17 protein-coding genes are annotated in these 17,685 nt (G+C 51.3%); 5 read left to right on the top strand and 12 right to left on the bottom strand.

What is annotated here, in order from left to right:
* Positions 1 to 18 precede the first annotated feature (18 nt).
* Positions 19 to 1,884: a 1-deoxy-D-xylulose-5-phosphate synthase gene (locus tag DCX48_19295; GenBank protein ID QXE16466.1), complete on the top strand. Its 1,866-nt coding sequence runs from the start codon at positions 19 to 21 to the stop codon at positions 1,882 to 1,884.
* A 51-nt stretch (positions 1,885 to 1,935) separates the two neighbouring features.
* On the opposite strand, the gene DCX48_19290 is transcribed toward DCX48_19295, so the two are convergent.
* The 6 genes from DCX48_19290 to nrdR all read right to left on the bottom strand — a co-directional run bounded on the left by DCX48_19290 (position 1,936) and on the right by nrdR (position 6,147).
* Positions 1,936 to 2,472: a phosphatidylglycerophosphatase A gene (locus tag DCX48_19290; protein QXE16465.1), complete on the bottom strand. Its 537-nt coding sequence runs from the start codon at positions 2,470 to 2,472 to the stop codon at positions 1,936 to 1,938.
* On the bottom strand, positions 2,447 to 3,427 hold the full coding sequence (locus tag DCX48_19285) for a thiamine-phosphate kinase (protein QXE16464.1): 981 nt from the start codon (positions 3,425 to 3,427) through the stop codon (positions 2,447 to 2,449). Before DCX48_19285 ends, DCX48_19290 begins: the two co-directional genes overlap by 26 nt.
* Positions 3,428 to 3,495: 68 nt before the next feature.
* On the bottom strand, positions 3,496 to 3,915 hold the full coding sequence (gene nusB, locus DCX48_19280; GenBank protein ID QXE16463.1) for a transcription antitermination factor NusB: 420 nt from the start codon (positions 3,913 to 3,915) through the stop codon (positions 3,496 to 3,498).
* A 24-nt stretch (positions 3,916 to 3,939) separates the two neighbouring features.
* Positions 3,940 to 4,416 (bottom strand): 6,7-dimethyl-8-ribityllumazine synthase, encoded by a 477-nt coding sequence (locus tag DCX48_19275; protein ID QXE16462.1) that lies wholly within the window; start codon positions 4,414 to 4,416, stop codon positions 3,940 to 3,942.
* A gap of 109 nt (positions 4,417 to 4,525) precedes the next feature.
* Complete coding sequence (ribD, locus tag DCX48_19270) at positions 4,526 to 5,635, bottom strand: bifunctional diaminohydroxyphosphoribosylaminopyrimidine deaminase/5-amino-6-(5-phosphoribosylamino)uracil reductase RibD (GenBank protein QXE17315.1); 1,110 nt, start codon at positions 5,633 to 5,635, stop codon at positions 4,526 to 4,528.
* Positions 5,636 to 5,697: 62 nt separating this feature from the next.
* Entirely contained in the window at positions 5,698 to 6,147 is a 450-nt protein-coding gene (nrdR, locus tag DCX48_19265; protein QXE16461.1) for a transcriptional regulator NrdR, read from the bottom strand.
* A 342-nt stretch (positions 6,148 to 6,489) separates the two neighbouring features.
* On the opposite strand from nrdR, the gene DCX48_19260 reads away from it, so the two are divergent.
* Entirely contained in the window at positions 6,490 to 7,059 is a 570-nt protein-coding gene (locus DCX48_19260) for a DUF3251 domain-containing protein (GenBank protein ID QXE16460.1), read from the top strand.
* Positions 7,060 to 7,256: 197 nt separating this feature from the next.
* On the opposite strand, the gene secF is transcribed toward DCX48_19260, so the two are convergent.
* From secF to queA, 5 genes are all read right to left on the bottom strand, one after another.
* Positions 7,257 to 8,225, bottom strand: a complete 969-nt coding sequence (gene secF, locus DCX48_19255; protein ID QXE16459.1) for a protein translocase subunit SecF — start codon at positions 8,223 to 8,225, stop codon at positions 7,257 to 7,259.
* A gap of 10 nt (positions 8,226 to 8,235) precedes the next feature.
* Positions 8,236 to 10,083, bottom strand: a complete 1,848-nt coding sequence (secD, locus tag DCX48_19250) for a protein translocase subunit SecD (protein QXE16458.1) — start codon at positions 10,081 to 10,083, stop codon at positions 8,236 to 8,238.
* A 27-nt stretch (positions 10,084 to 10,110) separates the two neighbouring features.
* On the bottom strand, positions 10,111 to 10,443 hold the full coding sequence (yajC, locus tag DCX48_19245) for a preprotein translocase subunit YajC (protein QXE16457.1): 333 nt from the start codon (positions 10,441 to 10,443) through the stop codon (positions 10,111 to 10,113).
* 109 nt (positions 10,444 to 10,552) lie between these two features.
* Entirely contained in the window at positions 10,553 to 11,698 is a 1,146-nt protein-coding gene (locus DCX48_19240; GenBank protein ID QXE16456.1) for a tRNA guanosine(34) transglycosylase Tgt, read from the bottom strand.
* 97 nt (positions 11,699 to 11,795) lie between these two features.
* Positions 11,796 to 12,863, bottom strand: a complete 1,068-nt coding sequence (queA, locus tag DCX48_19235) for a tRNA preQ1(34) S-adenosylmethionine ribosyltransferase-isomerase QueA (GenBank protein QXE16455.1) — start codon at positions 12,861 to 12,863, stop codon at positions 11,796 to 11,798.
* Between the two features lie 311 nt (positions 12,864 to 13,174).
* On the opposite strand from queA, the gene DCX48_19230 reads away from it, so the two are divergent.
* From DCX48_19230 to DCX48_19220, 3 genes are all read left to right on the top strand, one after another.
* A complete protein-coding gene (locus DCX48_19230) occupies positions 13,175 to 13,756 on the top strand; it encodes an ACP phosphodiesterase (GenBank protein QXE16454.1) in 582 nt (193 codons plus the stop codon).
* Between the two features lie 260 nt (positions 13,757 to 14,016).
* Complete coding sequence (locus tag DCX48_19225; GenBank protein QXE16453.1) at positions 14,017 to 14,619, top strand: peroxiredoxin C; 603 nt, start codon at positions 14,017 to 14,019, stop codon at positions 14,617 to 14,619.
* A 219-nt stretch (positions 14,620 to 14,838) separates the two neighbouring features.
* Positions 14,839 to 16,092, top strand: a complete 1,254-nt coding sequence (locus DCX48_19220; GenBank protein QXE16452.1) for a mechanosensitive ion channel — start codon at positions 14,839 to 14,841, stop codon at positions 16,090 to 16,092.
* Positions 16,093 to 16,172: 80 nt separating this feature from the next.
* Here DCX48_19220 and proY read toward each other — a convergent pair whose 3' ends face one another.
* Positions 16,173 to 17,549 (bottom strand): proline-specific permease ProY, encoded by a 1,377-nt coding sequence (proY, locus tag DCX48_19215; GenBank protein ID QXE16451.1) that lies wholly within the window; start codon positions 17,547 to 17,549, stop codon positions 16,173 to 16,175.
* Positions 17,550 to 17,685 lie beyond the last annotated feature (136 nt).

Genomic DNA, 17,685 nt, shown 5'->3' with positions numbered 1-17,685 from the left:
TTACTTAATGAGTCTCTAATGAGTTTTGATACCGCGAAGTACCCTACATTGGCGTTAGTGGAAACACCGGATGAACTTCGGTTGTTACCGAAAGAGAGCCTGCCAAAGCTCTGCGATGAGCTGCGCCAATATCTGCTGGACAGCGTCAGCCGTTCAAGCGGACATTTTGCTTCAGGGTTAGGGACGGTTGAATTAACGGTTGCGCTGCACTATGTCTATAACACGCCTTTTGATCATCTGGTGTGGGATGTCGGCCATCAGGCTTACCCGCACAAGATCCTCACAGGCCGTCGCGATCGTATTTCAACGATCCGCCAAAAAGGTGGTTTGCACCCTTTTCCGTGGCGCGATGAAAGCGAATATGACGTATTAAGCGTCGGACATTCGTCCACCTCAATCAGTGCCGGTCTGGGTATGGCCGTTGCGGCCGAGCGTGAAGGCAAAGGTCGCCGTACGGTTTGTGTGATCGGCGACGGCGCGATTACCGCAGGTATGGCCTTTGAGGCGATGAACCACGCAGGCGACATCAAATCCGATCTGCTGGTGGTGTTGAACGACAATGAAATGTCGATTTCGGAAAACGTCGGCGCATTGAACAACCATCTAGCACAGCTGTTATCCGGCAAGCTCTACGCCAGCCTGCGCGAAGGCGGTAAAAAAGTCTTATCTGGCCTGCCTCCCATCAAAGAGCTGGTGAAACGTACCGAAGAGCACCTTAAAGGTATGGTTGTACCGGGTACACTATTTGAAGAACTGGGCTTTAATTATATTGGTCCGGTCGATGGTCATGACGTTCAGGCGCTGTCGCATACGTTGAAGAACATGCGCAGTCTGAAAGGCCCGCAGCTTCTGCACATCATGACGAAGAAAGGCAAGGGTTACGCCCCCGCCGAACAAGATCCGATCAGCTGGCACGCGGTGCCAAAATTCGATCCAGCCAGCGGTACATTGCCAAAAAGCAAAGAAGGCGCGCAACCCACCTATTCCAAAATCTTCGGTCAATGGCTACAGGAAACGGCCGCCAAAGACAGTAAACTTATGGCGATCACGCCTGCGATGCGCGAAGGTTCCGGCATGTTGCAGTTCTCACGCGACTATCCGCAGCAATACTTTGACGTGGCTATTGCCGAACAGCACGCCGTAACGTTTGCTGCGGGTCTGGCTGTCGGTGGCTATCATCCGATCGTCGCCATTTACTCTACTTTCCTGCAACGTGCCTACGATCAGGTTATCCACGACGTGGCAATCCAGAGTCTACCGGTTCTGTTTGCTATCGATCGTGGCGGTATTGTCGGTGCCGATGGGCAAACGCATCAGGGTGCATTCGATCTCTCTTTCTTACGCTGCATCCCGAATATGATCATCATGACGCCCAGCGATGAAAATGAGTGTCGTCAGATGCTGCACACGGGCTATCACTACCAGAAAGGCCCTACGGCGGTACGCTATCCACGTGGAAACGGTACGGGTACTGAGCTGACACCACTATCAGAGCTGCCAATCGGTAAAGGTGTAGTGCGCCGTCAGGGCAAAACGGTCGCTATTCTGAACTTCGGTACGCTATTGCCAGAAGCACAGGCTGTGGCAGAAAAATTAAACGCCACGCTCGTAGACATGCGTTTTGTGAAACCGCTGGATGAGGCGTTGCTTGAAGAGCTGGCACAATCTCATAGCACGTTTGTGACGCTGGAAGAGAATGCGGTTATGGGCGGCGCCGGAAGCGGTGTGAATGAATTCCTGATGGCGAAACGCCTTGCTGTCTCGGTACTAAACATTGGGCTACCGGACGTATTTATCCCGCAAGGTTCGCAGGAAGAAATCCGTGTAGACCTGGGGCTGGATGCCGCTGGCATTGAGCGCAGAATCACACAGTGGATGGAATAAGCGACTAACGTAAACTGGGGCTCATGGCCCCGGTTCAATAACGCAGTAACGTCAGAATATCGGCCAGTGATGGCCGATAAAATAGATAATTCCCGCAGAGATCACCCCCGCGACGATATCATCGATCATGATCCCCATGCCGCCATGCACGTTGCGATCGAACCAGCGAATCGGCCAAGGCTTCCAAATATCCAGACAGCGGAAGACGATAAATCCCGCAGCTACCCATTGCCAGCTATCCACTGGAATCGCCATCAGGGTAATCCACATACCGACAAATTCGTCCCAGACGATGCTGCCGTGATCGTGAACACCCATATCTTTTGCCGTCTGGTGACACAGGTAAACACCGATACAAATACTCAGCATCACCAACAGCGAATACAATTCAAGCGGCAGGAACGACATCAGATACCACAGTGGAATCGCCGCCAGCGATCCTACCGTACCTGGCATCCAGGGAGATAATCCGCTACCAAACCCTGTCGCCAGCAAGTGCCACACGTTGCTCAGCCGTAAGCGGCGTTTTGCAACTTCAGCGCCTTTCGCCTTATTCACGGAATCAGTTTTGCTCGCTAAAATGGTCATACCCCTTCCAGTTCAGCTCGGTCGCTTTATTATCCCTGAAAAAGCGCAACCCTTCGGATGAAGGCCCGATTTGCCCGATACAGGTATAGGCTGCGCCGAGATGCCCCAAGGCAAGTTCCAGTGCACCGCGGTTAATTTCCGGCACGGTAAAGCACAACTCATAGTCTTCACCACCAGATAATGCCCAGCGCAAGGCCTGTTCTTCGTCAGTACAGTTCCGTAGCCAAGGAGATTGTGGAATCGCGTCCAGATGAATACGCGCACCACATTCGCTGGCTTTAAGTATATGCTGTAAATCGGAGATGAGGCCGTCAGAAAGATCGATAGTCGAACTGGCTAGATCGCGCAGCGCCTGCCCTTGCAGGATTCTGGGCTGAGGACGAAGGTGACGCTGAAGTAACCCCTGCCGCGCTTCATCATCATCAACGTGCAATGTATTCTGGAGGATAGCCAGACCAGCAGCGCTATCGCCTAATGAGCCGGTAACATAAATCCAGTCGCCAATTCTGGCTCCACGACGCGTTAACGCGCGGCCAGCAGGCACCAGACCGTGGATAGTCAGCGTCAGGCTCAGCGGGCCGCGCGTCGTATCACCGCCGACCAACTGCATGCCATAATAATCAAGCAGTTCAAATAGGCTGTCACTGTATGCGGACAGCCACTGGCTGTCGCTTTGAGGTAGGGTAATCGCTAGAGAAAGCCAGGCAGGATCGGCGCCCATTGCAGCCAGATCGCTTAAATTGACCGCCAGAGATTTGTAACCCAGATCGGCGGGATCGATATCAGGTAGGAAGTGAACACCAGATACCAGCGTGTCGGTACTCACCGCCAACATCTGCTTATCTGCCACTGTCAGTAACGCACAGTCGTCACCGATGCCTAATTCAACATCGCGACGTGAACTTCGAACCCGATTAAAATAGCGGGCAATAAGGTCAAACTCACCTTCAACCATAACCTTTCCAGCCAACCTATCATTCAAAAGCGATCAGGGCCGGATATCCGGCCCTGATTCGATTCATTTTACTTTTTGCCTTTCCGTACACTCGGAGCAGCTTTGTCCAGCACGCCATTCACAAACTTATGGCTATCTTCAGCACCGAAGATTTTAGCCAGTTCGATGGCCTCGTTAATCGCCACCTTGTAAGGAACATCTTCGCGCTTGCTCAGCTCAAACATCGCCAAACGCAGGATCGCTTTTTCAACCTGTCCCAATTCATCAATCCGGCGAGACAGGAAAGGTGCCATTAGTTGATCCAGCTTCTCAGCCTGAGTGGCAACACCCGCTAGCAATTCACGAAAATAGGTAATGTCGACATCTTTGACATCCTGCTCGCTCAGGAATTGGTGTTCAACATCGGCAATATCATTTTTAGATAATTGCCAGGAGTAAAGCGCTTGAACCGCACATTCACGAGCGCGGCGACGAGCAGCAGGTTTCACGGAATTCCCCTTACTTAATCAGGCTTACTTAATCGCTTTCAATACATTAATCATTTCTAGCGCGGTCAAAGCAGCTTCTGCACCTTTGTTCCCCGCTTTCGTGCCAGCACGCTCAATCGCCTGTTCAATGCTTTCCGTCGTCAGAACGCCGAAAGCGACAGGGATTTCGCTGTCCATCGCAACAGAGGACAAACCTGAGCTACACTCACCAGCAACAAATTCAAAATGCGCTGTTCCACCACGGATGACCGTTCCGAGAGCAATAACGGCATCATACCCGCCATTTTTCGCGCTTTTGGTCAGCGCACGAACCGCTAATGGCAGTTCGTAAGCACCCGGCACCCAGACAACGGTGATGTTTTCGTCTTTAACCTGACCGATGCGTTTCAAAGCATCAATCGCACCTTGCAGCAGGCTGTCGTTAATAAAATGGTTAAAGCGCGCAATCGCAATCGCCACACGGGCATCAGGAGTAGCAACAACACCTTCGATAACGTTCATAGCTTTCCTTTATCTGGTCTTTATGCCCCGTAGGGGGGCGGATTCTATCATAATTTTTGTTGGCACGTATCCGGTTTCGTCGAACCCGCACCACGTATTTACATACACATCAGAATTTGGGTTTCAGGCGTAATCGCAAATCGGGGCCAACTTGGCGAACCTCTACGATGTCAAATTCCGGTGCCTGAGACAGCTGATTCAGCCCTGGCAAGAGGCACAGCGAACGGGCATTTTCACCCAATAGTTTGGGGGCAAGATAAACAATAAGCTCATCAACCACACAAGCATTGAGCAATGCTCCCGCCAGACTGGCACCCGCTTCAATCCAGACGGAGTTAATCTGGCGTCTCCCCAGCACCATCATCAGCGCCACCAAATCAACACCACCATTGTGCTGCGGTAGCATGAGGTGCTCAACGTTCTGTGGCCATGCTTGCTCATCGGCCTGCACGCGCGCCAGCCAGGTCTCACCCGGTTGGCTAATAATCCGATGCTGCGGTGTTACGCGCTGCTGGCTATCCACAATCACTCTGACTGGTTGCCTGAGATCTGCTTCTGAGTAGTGTTTCTGGACATCAGCATCCAGTTCTGACCACCGTACAGTGAGAGAAGGGTCATCGGCCAATACCGTCGCACTGCTGCTCAAAATCGCCGCGCTCTCAGCGCGAAAACGCTGCACATCCTGCCGCGCCTGCGGTGAAGTTATCCACTGGCTTTCTCCCGACGCCATCGCAGTACGACCATCCAAAGACGCCGCCATTTTGAGTTGCACGTAAGGAAAACCCGTCCGCATGCGTTTCAGGAAGCCTACATTGACTTTCTCAGCTTCGGCCATCATCAAGCCATGGCTAACGGTAATCCCTGCTTGCTGTAAGCGATGTAAACCACGACCAGCAACCTGCGGATTTGGATCCTGCATCGCCGCAACCACACGAGAAACGCCAGCAGTAATCAGCGCATCGGCGCAAGGCGGCGTTCGGCCATGGTGGCTGCACGGCTCCAGCGTGACATAGGCAGTCGCGCCACGAGCGCGTTCCCCGGCCATTCTCAGCGCATGTACCTCTGCGTGAGGTTCACCAGCTCGGAAATGGTAGCCTTCACCGACAATTTCGCCATCACGCACGATCACGCAGCCGACATTGGGGTTGGGTGCCGTCGTAAAACGGCCACGGCGCGCCAGCTCGAACGCACGCGCCATGTATAATTCATCCTGCGGCAATTGGCCGTTTTCCTGAAAAACACTCATTCCCGCCCCTCTTATCTCTGTCGAATAGACACGACTTAATCCTGCAAACGCGCAATCTCTTCGCCAAATTCACGAATATCTTCAAAGCTGCGATACACCGATGCAAACCGGATATAAGCGACTTTATCCAGCTTTCTCAAGGCTTCCATCACCAAATTTCCTACCATCTTGGTAGTAACCTCACGCTCTCCGGTAGCGCGAAGATGAGATTTAATGTGATTAATCGCCATTTCGACGTCATCAGAACTCACAGGCCTCTTTTCCAGCGCCTTCAGCATGCCACTACGCAATTTATCTTCATTAAAAGGCTCGCGCACTTCATTGCTTTTGATGACTCGCGGCAGCACCAGTTCAGCCACTTCAAACGTGGTGAAACGTTCATGACAAACCAGACACTGCCGACGACGACGGACTTGTGAACCTTCGCCGACCAGACGGGAATCAATCACTTTGGTATCAACAGCGGAACAAAACGGGCAATGCATGATGTGTCCTGACCAGTAATCCTTAACGTAGAGACAGTTTACCCTGAATTAACGGACTAACCAAAACTCCTGATCCGCGTTGCGAAGGGTTTCGCATCTCTTCCGGTAGCAGGATGAAAAAAGCTGCCTCACCTATGACTTAGGCTTAATCACAGCTAAACTCAGCAACAGGGATTAACGGATCAATGAATATACCCTAAATAATTCGAGTTGCAGGAAGGCGGCAAGCGAGGGAATCCCGATGAGCTTACTTGAGTAAGTGATTCGGGTGACTGAACGAAGCCAACGCACATGCGGCTTGAAGTATGACGGGTATAAAACATCGAAAGGGGAAACACAGATATGAGAACCCGATATCGCGTACTGACCTTCCTGCCAGCACTGCTTTTGCTTGCAGGGTGCGCCGAACAGCGCCAGATGCCAAAATTACAGAATCAGATAGGTCAGCTAAATCAGCAATTACAAACGCTGACCGATCAGGCCACGGCGTTAGAACGACAAAATGCGTTGAACGCTCAATCTGCCTCCGGCGTTTATTTATTGCCTGCTGCGCAAACCAGCACCATGCTGGAAAGCAGTATTGGCAGGCTCAGCGTATCGCTACGCAATATCGAGACAGAAGCGAATGGAACAAGTGCATTACTGCACATTCGCACGCTTGATGCGAAAGGGCTGCCAGCCTTTGGCGCACAGCTTGATTGGGGAAGACTCGATCCCGTGAGCGGGAAACCTTTGGCTGGAGACACGCAAACACAGTCCTTTGTCGTCTCGCCTACGCTTCTCCCGAAAACAGAAGCCATTATTGAATTACGTCTGAGCAGCCTGTCACCGGAAGAGCTTGGTTTTGTTCGTGTGCATCAGGTTCAGGAAATACAAAGTCCTCCGCCTGTTGCCGCAACCGAGTCCCCCTAATATATCCGTCATACTTCAAGCCGCATGTGCGTTGGCTTTCCTCGCTCACCCCAGTCACTTACTTATGTAAGCTCCTGGGGATTCACTGTGTCGCCGCCTGCATGCAACTCGAATTATTTAGGATATAAACACATTTCCTAGCGCTAAAATGCAAAAAACCCCGCAACGCGGGGTTTTTTATGTTTACAGCCAGTAGATTAAGGCAGGATAGACGGTTGATCCGCCCCTTCTTTTTCCACTTTCTGAATCAGCAGGTGTTCGCGCGTCATACCCAGTTTCAGAGCCAGAGCGGAAGAAACATAGATAGAAGAGATAGTACCGATGATGACACCGATAAACATCGTCAGCGAGAAGCCATGCAATAACGCGCCACCGAAGACCATCAAAATCAAAATCATCGCCAGCGTGGTTGCTGACGTGATAATGGTACGGTGCAGCGTCTGCGTCAGGGAAATGTTGGTAATTTCGTAAGGTGTTCCACGACGAATCTTGCGGAAATTCTCACGAATACGGTCAGACACAACGATTTTATCGTTAAGCGAATAACCAATTACCGACATCAGTGATGCAATTATCGTTAGATCAACCTCAACGTAGAACAGAGATAGCAGACCCATCGTGATGATCACATCATGCCCTAGCGCCAACACAGCCCCCAGAGCCAGACGCCATTCAAAGCGAAGGCCGATATAAATGAGGATAGCAACCAGCGCAGAAAATAGCGCCAGTGCGCCAGCCTGTGCTAAATCGCTACCCACGCTCGGCCCGACGAACTCAATACGTTTTACCGTTGCATGCTGCTGGAAGGTATCATTCACCACCGTCAGCACTTTGTTACCGAGCGCTTCGTTTTCGCTGCCAGAAACGGGTGGCATACGCACCATCACGTCACGGCTGCTACCGAAATTCTGCACCTGCGGCTCGGAAAACCCAGAGGTTTCCAATGAGCTACGCAGTACATCGAGATCGATAGGTTTCTCAAGGTTAATCTCAATGACCGTACCACCGGTAAAGTCGAGCCCCCAGTTGAAACCACGCACGCCCATAATCGCGATAGAGATAATGATCAGCAGACCGGAAATCACAAATGCCAATGTGTCCCAGCGCATGAAATCATAGACTTTACGCCCATGGTTTAGTTGTTCAATGTTGTATTCCTGTGCCACAACGCACTCCTCAGATAGACAGCTTGTTGATGCGTTTACCGCCGTAAAGCAGGTTAACGATGGCACGAGTACCGACGATCGCCGTAAACATTGAGGTCGCAATCCCAATAGCAGTGGTGATAGCAAACCCTTTAATAGAACCGGTACCAACCGCATACAGGATGATGACTTTAATCAACGTCGTGACGTTCGCATCAACAATGGAACTGAATGCACCTTTGTAGCCCTCATGAATAGCCTGTTGAACAGAACGGCCATTACTGAGTTCTTCCTTGATACGTTCGTTAATTAATACGTTAGCATCCACGGCGACCGCCAGGGTAAGCACGATACCGGCGATACCCGGCATGGTCAGCGTAGCCCCAGGTAACAACGACATCACGCCGACAATCAATACCAGGTTAGCGACCAACGCACTGGTCGCGATGACACCAAACTTCTTGTAAAAGAAGACCATAAAGAGAATTGATGCGATCAACCCCCACAAACAGGCTTCCAGTCCTTGGGTGATGTTCTGCATCCCCAGCGTTGGCCCAATGGTACGTTCTTCCACGATCTGGATTGGAGCAATCAGCGCACCCGCACGTAACAGCAGAGAAAGTTGACGCGCTTCGTTCGGATTATCAATACCGGTAATACGGAAGCTGTTACCCAGTCGCGACTGAATCGTCGCCACATTGATCACTTCTTCGTGTTTTTCCAGTATCGAACGACCCGTAGCATCTTTCTTGCCACTGTCTTTGTATTCCACAAACAGCGTTGCCATCAGCTTGCCGATACTGTCTTTGGTGAAGTTGGACATGGTGTTGCCACCTGCGCTGTCCAGAGAAATATTCACCTGAGGACGATTGTATTCGTCATTGCTTGATGTGGAGTCAGTGATGTGGTCGCCCGTCAGAATGACGCGTTTGAACAACACAACGGGTGAACCGTCACGCATGTTCTTCACTTCAGAATCACCCGGCACGCGGCCATTCGCCGCCGCTGTCGCATCAGCATCACTGTTGACCAGACGGAATTCCAGCGTAGCGGTTGCACCAAGAATTTCTTTCGCGCGTGCTGTGTCCTGAATACCCGGTAATTCAACGACGATACGGTCAGCCCCCTGACGCTGTACCAGTGGTTCGGCAACGCCAAGTTGGTTCACACGGTTACGCAGGATATTGATGTTCTGCTGTACTGCGTATTCACGCGCTTCACGCAGACGTTCGTCAGACATCGCTGCACGTAGCAGGTTGCTGCCGCTGCTGCTGAGAACCAGATTGCGATGACGGGACGTCAAATAGTTGAGGCCGTCATCACGCGTTTGAGCATCACGGAAACGAATTTCGACGCCGTAATTATCAACCTTACGCACGGCGGCATAAGGAATGTTCTTCTCACGCAGATCGCTGCGCAAAGAGTCCATTGTTTGTTCTTGCAGTTTGCCCAGCGCCGTATCCATATCCACTTCCATCAGGAAGTGAACGCCGCCGCGCAGGTCAAGCCCCAATTTCATCGGCTCAGCACCCAACACTCGCAGCCAGGTTGGCGTGGCAGGTGCAAGGTTAAGTGCAACGACGAATTTTTCGCCCAGCTCATTAACGAGCGCTTCACGCGCGCGGAGCTGAATGTCAGGGTTAGAGAAGCGAGCAAGAATCGCACCGTTTTCCAATGCAATCGACTTACTGGTGATATTTTGTTCTTTTAAGACATTCTGGACTTGGATCAGCGTCGTTTCGCTGGCGGCGGTTCCCCGCGCGCCAGTAACTTGTACCGCCGGATCCTCACCATATAGGTTAGGAAGCGCATAGAGCAGGCCGACAAACAACACCACGACCAGCATCAGGTACTTCCACAAAGGATAACGGTTTAACACGGCAGTTCCCTTCGGGAAAATCAAAAATTACAGGGCCTTAATCGTGCCCTTTGGCAGCACGGCAGCCACGAAATCACGTTTGATAACCACTTCATTGGTTTCGTTCAACGCAATCGCAATATAGCCAGTGTCGGACACTTTGGTCACGCGACCAACCAGACCGCCAGTCGTTAAGACTTCATCACCCTTACCGATGGAATCCATTAACTTTTTGTGTTCCTTGCCGCGTTTTTGCTGAGGACGCAGGATCATAAAGTAGAAAATCAGACCAAAAACGGCCAGCATAATAACCAGAGAGTAAGGGCTTCCCTGAGCCGAAGCGCCAGTCGCAGCTACAGCATCGGAGATGAAAAGACTCATTTAAATATCCTCTTTTTTGTCAAAAGATAAGCTATCAAAAAGATAAATTATCAACATTACAATAGTAAAAACGCTTCACAGCACAATGCTATTCATAGCGAATGGGTTTTCAGTTGCTTGCGGCAACGTCTTTTTCAGCAAGCGGCGGAATGGGTTTGCCTATCCGTTGGTAAAAATCCACCACAAAGAGCTCTAATTTACCCTCTTCAATGGCCTGACGTAAACCCGCCATTAAACGCTGATAATAACGCAAGTTATGAATGGTATTGAGTCGTGCTCCGAGTATTTCGTTGCAACGGTCAAGATGATGCAAGTAGGCGCGGCTATAATTGCGACACGTGTAGCAATCACAGTGTTCATCCAGCGAACTGACGTCATCTTTATGCTTCGCATTACGGATTTTCACGACGCCATCAGTCACGAAGAGATGCCCGTTACGTGCGTTACGCGTTGGCATCACGCAGTCAAACATATCCACACCGCGGCGTACACCTTCCACCAGATCTTCCGGCTTGCCTACGCCCATCAAATAGCGCGGCTTATCTTCTGGAATCTGCGGGCAAACGTGTTCCAGAATACGGTGCATGTCTTCTTTCGGTTCACCCACCGCCAAACCGCCCACAGCGTACCCATCAAAGCCAATGTCTACCAGACCTTTTACGGATACATCACGTAAATCTTCGTAAACACTACCTTGAATAATACCGAACAGCGCATTTTTATTCTCTAGCTCGTCAAAACGCTGGCGGCTGCGTTTCGCCCAGCGCAGTGACATCTCCATGGAGCGCTTGGCGTAATCCCAATCGGCAGGATACGGCGTACACTCATCAAAGATCATTACGATATCGGAACCGAGATCGTTCTGAATCTCCATCGATTTTTCTGGGCTAAGGAAAATCGAGTCTCCGTTGATCGGGTTACGGAAATGCACACCTTGCTCGGTAATCTTGCGAATATCGCCGAGACTGAACACCTGAAAACCACCAGAGTCCGTCAGAATCGGGCCGTGCCAGTTCATGAAATCGTGCAGATCGCCGTGCAGCTTCATGATTTCCTGACCGGGGCGTAGCCACAGATGGAACGTATTGCCGAGCAGAATCTGTGCGCCAGTCTCTTTCACTTCTTCTGGCGTCATACCCTTCACCGTGCCGTAAGTCCCCACGGGCATAAATGCCGGGGTTTCCACCACGCCACGTTCAAAAATCAATCTGCCACGTCGCGCACGGCCGTCCGTTGTTTGTAATTCGTACTTCACTTAGCCTCCAGCATCAGAAAAACAGTCTGATGGTAATGATGTATTAATGCCTGACAGAACGTGATCTGTGGCATCACTATTATGTAGAAAGCAGGATTTATCCCACTTTCTCTTGTTCGGCCATCGGGCTATGCGTAATAAACATCGCATCACCGTAGCTGAAAAAACGATACTGCTCTGCCACCGCTTCACGGTAGGCAGACATCGTGTTCTGGTAACCGGCAAAGGCCGACACCAGCATAATTAACGTCGATTCGGGCAAATGGAAATTGGTCACCAGCGCATCAATAATGCGGTAGTGATAGCCCGGATAGATAAAAATTTTGGTATCGCCGAAGAACGGGGCGATCGGCGCATCCTGACTGGCCTGCGCAGCACTTTCCAGTGAACGTACAGACGTGGTGCCAACCGCGATCACACGATTGCCCCGCGCCTTGCACGCCAGTACGGCATCGACGACGTCCTGCGGCACTTCGGCATATTCGGCGTGCATGATGTGATCTTCAATCGTATCGACGCGTACAGGCTGGAAAGTACCTGCACCCACGTGCAGCGTAACGAACGCCATTTCGATGCCTTTTGCGCGCAATGCCGCTAACATTGGCTCATCAAAATGTAAGCCCGCCGTCGGTGCGGCTACGGCACCCGGACGTTGGCTATATACCGTCTGATAAAGCTCACGATCCGCGTCTTCGTCAGGCCTGTCGATATAAGGCGGCAGCGGCATATGGCCGATGTCATTCAGAATCGACAGAACATCACGGGAGTCATCGAAATGCAGCTCAAATAGCGCGTCATGGCGCGCCACCATCGTGGCTTTGACACTTTCATCATCGCCCAGCAGCAGTTCTGTGCCCGGTTTTGGCGCTTTTGACGCCCGAACGTGGGCGAGAATCCGATGATCATCCAGCACACGTTCCACCAGCACTTCCAGCTTGCCGCCACTGACTTTGCGACCAAACAGACGTGCCGGAATCACGCGTGTATTGTTGAATACCAGCAAATCGCCCGGATTCAGCTTCTCCAGCAAATCAGTAAACACGCCGTGCGTCAGATCCCCCGTCGGCCCATCCAGCGACAACAGGCGGCAACCACTGCGTTCCGCCTGTGGATAATGGGCAATCAATGATTCAGGAAGTTCAAACGAAAAATCGGCAACACGCATAGCATTCCACTTAGCTGTTAGTACATTAAAAATGGGCGGCCTAGTCTAGAGCCGCAAGCGCATGGCTGCAAGGAATAAGCACCTGAGTCGTGGAATGCATGATACCCAATAGATTTCGAGATACAGGAAGGCGGCAACTGAGGGAGTCCCTAGGAGCTTACATCAGTAAGTGACTGAGGTGACAAATCTGTCGGGAGCAGATTTGAACGCTGCTTGCAGCGGCCCTTCAGGGCGAGGCCCACGACGGGCCGAGTATTTAATGGCAGCCAACGAGCCTGTAACTCGAAAGATGAAGGGTATATACTGTTGCCATGAATTTTCTTGCCCACCTCCATCTGGCCACGCTGGCCGACAGCTCCCTGTTAGGTAACCTGATGGCGGACTTTGTTCGCGGCAACCCACAAGGCAGCTACGCTGACGAGATCGTCGCGGGTATCCGCCTGCATCGCCGCGTTGACTCGCTGACCGACAGCCTGCCGGAAGTCAAACAGGCGCGTCAGTATTTCAGTGATGAGTTCCGCCGCGTCTCCCCCATTACATTAGATGTTCTATGGGATCACTATCTTGCACGTCACTGGTTACAGTTGGTGCCGGACACGCCTTTGCAGACCTTTATCGATGGTGCGCAATCACAAATCGAGCCCAATCTGGCGCAAACCCCTGAACGCTTTCAGAACCTGAATCTCTATTTGTGGCCGGAACGTTGGATGACACGTTATGCGGAACTGCCGTTTATCGCCGATGTGCTGCACAGAATGTCGGTGCGCCGTCCTAAACTAGCCGCACTGTCCGGCTCTTTTCAGGATATTGAGCAGCACTATCACCAATTTGAAATACTCTTCTGGCAATTTTATCCACGCATGATGCAGTTAGCCAAAACGCAACAGCTGTGAGTTGCGGCGGCCCTTCAGGGCGAGGCTCAGAGATGAGCCGAGTATTGCCAACGCACAAGCAGCTTGAAGTATGACAGGGATATTGTCCTTTCGATTAAAAAGGTTAATATGATTTCTTGAAAGGAAATAGCGATGAGTTCAATAGACAAAAGCTATCTCATTGATTGGTCTCTTTGCCTGTATTCACTCAGGCAGAATCCCTATACTGATCGCTGTTTTTTACATTCTCCGATCATTAACCGCTATCTACAGGAGTAATTATGGTCCTGGTAACTCGTCAAGCCCCAGACTTCACCGCAGCTGCCGTTTTAGGCAGTGGCGAAATCGTCGAAAACTTCAACCTGAAGAAGCACATCAACGGTAAAGCTGCCGTGATCTTCTTCTGGCCGATGGACTTCACCTTCGTTTGTCCATCAGAACTGATTGCTTTCGACCACCGCTATGCCGAGTTCAAAAAGCGCGGTGTAGAAGTGGTTGGTGTTTCCTTCGACTCCGAGTTTGTTCACAACGCATGGCGTAAAACCCCTGTGGACAAAGGCGGCATCGGCGAAGTGCAGTACGCGATGGTTGCTGACATTAAGCGTGAAATTCAGAAGGCCTACGGCATTGAGCATCCAGAAGCGGGTGTTGCACTGCGTGGTTCTTTCCTGATCGACAAAAACGGCGTAGTTCGCCACCAGGTAGTGAACGATCTGCCGCTGGGTCGTAACATCGATGAAATGCTGCGTACCGTTGACGCACTGCAATTCCACGAAGAGCACGGCGAAGTGTGTCCGGCACAGTGGGAAAAAGGGAAATCCGGTATGGGCGCGTCACCAGATGGTGTAGCGAAATACCTGTCTGAAAACGCAGACAAGCTGTAATCCCCATCCTTGCCCACAGGGGTAATGTGATAATCAAGCCAGTTGCTATGCGACTGGCTTTTTCTTTGCCCGCGATTTTCCCCTAATCATTTTCCTCACGACTCACCTTCCCTACGCGATCCCAGAGAATACAAAAGGTTGACTAGGGGCGCTAAATCCTTAGCCTTAACATCACATCGTGTTAATGCACGACAGATTGATAGAATAAAAGGAGAACGCATGCAACAAAACCTCGAGCTGTGGTTGAGAGAAGCAGATATACAACACGCTGGCATCATTGCATTACTGATTGTTCTTGGACTGATATTGCTCATTTCTGCCGTCATTCACCTGATTCTGCATCAGGTTGTGCTGAAAAGAATGGTTCTGCGCTCACTCAATAAACCAGGAAAGACAGAAGGCCACGGGTGGAAGCAGGCTCTGACGCAACACAACTTGTTTAATCGGCTGGCCTTCTTGCTACAAGGGGTGATCCTCAATATTCAAGTCTTTGTGTGGCTTCCCGCGCAAAGTGAAACCCGTGAAGCGCTCATCATCTGCTCCCAAGTGTGGATTATGATTTTTGCGCTGCTGTCTCTCTTCTCGCTACTCGATGTGCTGCTCAATGTCTCCGCCCGGACCAAAGTCGCGGCACAGTTGCCGCTGCGCGGTATCTTCCAGAGCCTGAAACTGATCGCCACTATCGTCATTAGCATCATGGTGGTGTCATTGCTCATCGGGAAATCACCGCTGATTCTGATTAGTGGTTTAGGTGCAATGGCCGCTGTGCTGATGTTGGTGTTCAAAGATCCGATCATGGGGCTAGTCGCTGGGATCCAGCTTTCCGCCAACGATATGCTGACGCTGGGAGACTGGCTCGAAATGCCGAAATACGGCGCTGACGGTGCCGTCATCGACATCGGGCTGACGACGGTAAAAGTGAAAAACTGGGACAATACTGTCACCACCATTCCGACCTACTCGCTGGTGTCCGACTCTTTCAAGAACTGGCGTTCGATGTCGGAATCAGGAGGACGGCGCATCAAGCGCAGCATCAATATCGACACCACCAGTGTGCATTTCATGACGGAAGACGAACAGTCGCGATTGCTGCGCAGCAAGCTACTGTCAGCTTATATTCAGAACAAGAAGAGCGAGTTAGAGCAGCACAATTCGCAATCCGATTCTGACCTGACATCACCGCTGAACGGCCGTCGTCTGACGAATTTGGGTACGTTCCGCGCCTACCTTCAGGTTTACCTGCGCACCCATCCAGGGATTCATAAAGGGATGACGCTGATGGTGCGACAACTTGAACCGACGTCAGAAGGGGTCCCACTGGAAATTTACGCGTTTACCAACACCACCGCCTGGGTTGATTACGAAAGCATACAATCTGACATTTTCGACCATATCTTTGCGATCTTACCGGAGTTCGATCTCCGCATTCACCAAGCTCCGACCGGCCACGATATGCGGATAATGGCGCAGTAAATGACGGCTCCGAAAGCCTAGAATCGGCTAAAAAAAAAGCGCTCTGTTCTGAGCGCTTCGTCTAATAGCAAACAGCTAGCTTAATTCTGTGCAGCCACCGCGTTCTGATGCTTCTTCTTCCAGACATAGCCCACTAAAAGCACCAGTATCCAGATGATGCCGACATACAGTGATATGCGGGTATCCGGGAAGTAGCCAATCAAACCGATGATGAAGAACAGGAAGACGATACCGAACACCGAGGTCGCGATACCACCACGTAGCGGGAACGCCAACGCCTTCACTTCATCAGCACTCAGACGGCGGCGGAAGGCAATCTGGGAAAACAGAATCATGATCCACACCCACACCGTTGCAAAGGTGGCCAGTGAGGCAATAACCAGAAAAACTTTACCGGGCATAATATAGTTCAGGTACACCGCCACCAGCAGCGCCATCATCATCACGACCACCGTTACCCACGGGATACCACGTTTGGAAACACGGCTAAACACCTTCGGTGCATGCCCTTGTTCCGCCATCCCGTGCAGCATACGGCCGACGCCGAAGACATCACTGTTAATTGCCGACAGCGAAGCGGTAATCACAACAAAGTTCAGAATGCCTGCCGCCGCTGTAATACCCATATGCTGGAACGTCAGTACGAACGGGCTCCCGTTGGTGCCTACCTGATTCCACGGATAAATCGACATAATGACGAATAGCGTACCGACATAGAACACCAGAATACGCCACGGTACGGAGTTAATCGCACGAGGAATGGATTTATGCGGGTCTTTGGCTTCACCGGCGGTGATCCCGATGATCTCCACGCCGCCATACGCAAACATCACCAGTTGCAGCGATAGAATCGTTCCCATCACACCGTTACTGAAGAACCCACCATTGCTCCATAGATTATGGATGCCAGTGGGTTCGCCACCGTTACCAATTCCCCAGACAATGATGCCGATCCCGGCAGCGATCATGATGATAATGGTGGCCACTTTGAAGAAAGAGAGCCAAAACTCCAGTTCACCAAAAGCTTTCACATTCATCAGGTTGATGGCACCAATGATGAGCACCACGCTCAAGACCCACACCCAGTGCGGCACAGCAGGGAACCAGACACCCATGTAGATGCCAAACGCGGTCACATCGGCAATGGCGACAATCAGCATTTCAAAGCAGTAGGTCCAGCCAGTGACATACCCCGCCAACGGCCCGAGATAATCCTGAGCATAGCGGGAAAACGAGCTGGATTGCGGGTTATGCACCGACATTTCGCCCAGTGCGCGCATGATGATATACGCAACAATCCCACCGATCAGATAAGCCAGTAACACACTGGGGCCAGCCATTTGGATCGCGCTAGCGGAACCATAAAACAGACCCGTTCCGATCGCTGAACCAAGGGCGATAAAGCGGATGTGCCGCGTGCTTAACCCACGCTTGAGCTTGGAGGATGGTTGTTCCATTGATAAGCAACCCTGTCTTATAAAGAAAAACATTACAAAAAGAAAAACCACAGGCAAATACCTGTGGTGCAGAAACCCAACGCTGTGCTGGAACAGTAGGATATCCCTACCATCCCAGCGCTATCAGGTGTGAACG

The organism is Pectobacterium atrosepticum, from assembly GCA_019056595.1.
Classification (GTDB): domain Bacteria; phylum Pseudomonadota; class Gammaproteobacteria; order Enterobacterales; family Enterobacteriaceae; genus Pectobacterium; species Pectobacterium atrosepticum.
Note: the sequence above shows the minus strand (reverse complement) of the source record. Positions and strands in the feature narration are given on the sequence as shown.

Bases quoted from the DNA above. Each gene is read 5' to 3' on its own strand.
- DCX48_19295 (QXE16466.1), top strand. From the start codon at position 19: ATGAGTTTTGATACCGCGAAGTACCCTACATTGGCGTTAGTGGAAACA.
- DCX48_19290 (QXE16465.1), bottom strand. From the start codon at position 2,472: ATGACCATTTTAGCGAGCAAAACTGATTCCGTGAATAAGGCGAAAGGC.
- DCX48_19285 (QXE16464.1), bottom strand. From the start codon at position 3,427: ATGGTTGAAGGTGAGTTTGACCTTATTGCCCGCTATTTTAATCGGGTT.
- DCX48_19275 (QXE16462.1), bottom strand. From the start codon at position 4,416: ATGAACGTTATCGAAGGTGTTGTTGCTACTCCTGATGCCCGTGTGGCG.
- nrdR (QXE16461.1), bottom strand. From the start codon at position 6,147: ATGCATTGCCCGTTTTGTTCCGCTGTTGATACCAAAGTGATTGATTCC.
- DCX48_19260 (QXE16460.1), top strand. From the start codon at position 6,490: ATGAGAACCCGATATCGCGTACTGACCTTCCTGCCAGCACTGCTTTTG.
- yajC (QXE16457.1), bottom strand. From the start codon at position 10,443: ATGAGTCTTTTCATCTCCGATGCTGTAGCTGCGACTGGCGCTTCGGCT.
- queA (QXE16455.1), bottom strand. From the start codon at position 12,863: ATGCGTGTTGCCGATTTTTCGTTTGAACTTCCTGAATCATTGATTGCC.
- DCX48_19230 (QXE16454.1), top strand. From the start codon at position 13,175: ATGAATTTTCTTGCCCACCTCCATCTGGCCACGCTGGCCGACAGCTCC.
- DCX48_19225 (QXE16453.1), top strand. From the start codon at position 14,017: ATGGTCCTGGTAACTCGTCAAGCCCCAGACTTCACCGCAGCTGCCGTT.
- DCX48_19220 (QXE16452.1), top strand. From the start codon at position 14,839: ATGCAACAAAACCTCGAGCTGTGGTTGAGAGAAGCAGATATACAACAC.
- proY (QXE16451.1), bottom strand. From the start codon at position 17,549: ATGGAACAACCATCCTCCAAGCTCAAGCGTGGGTTAAGCACGCGGCAC.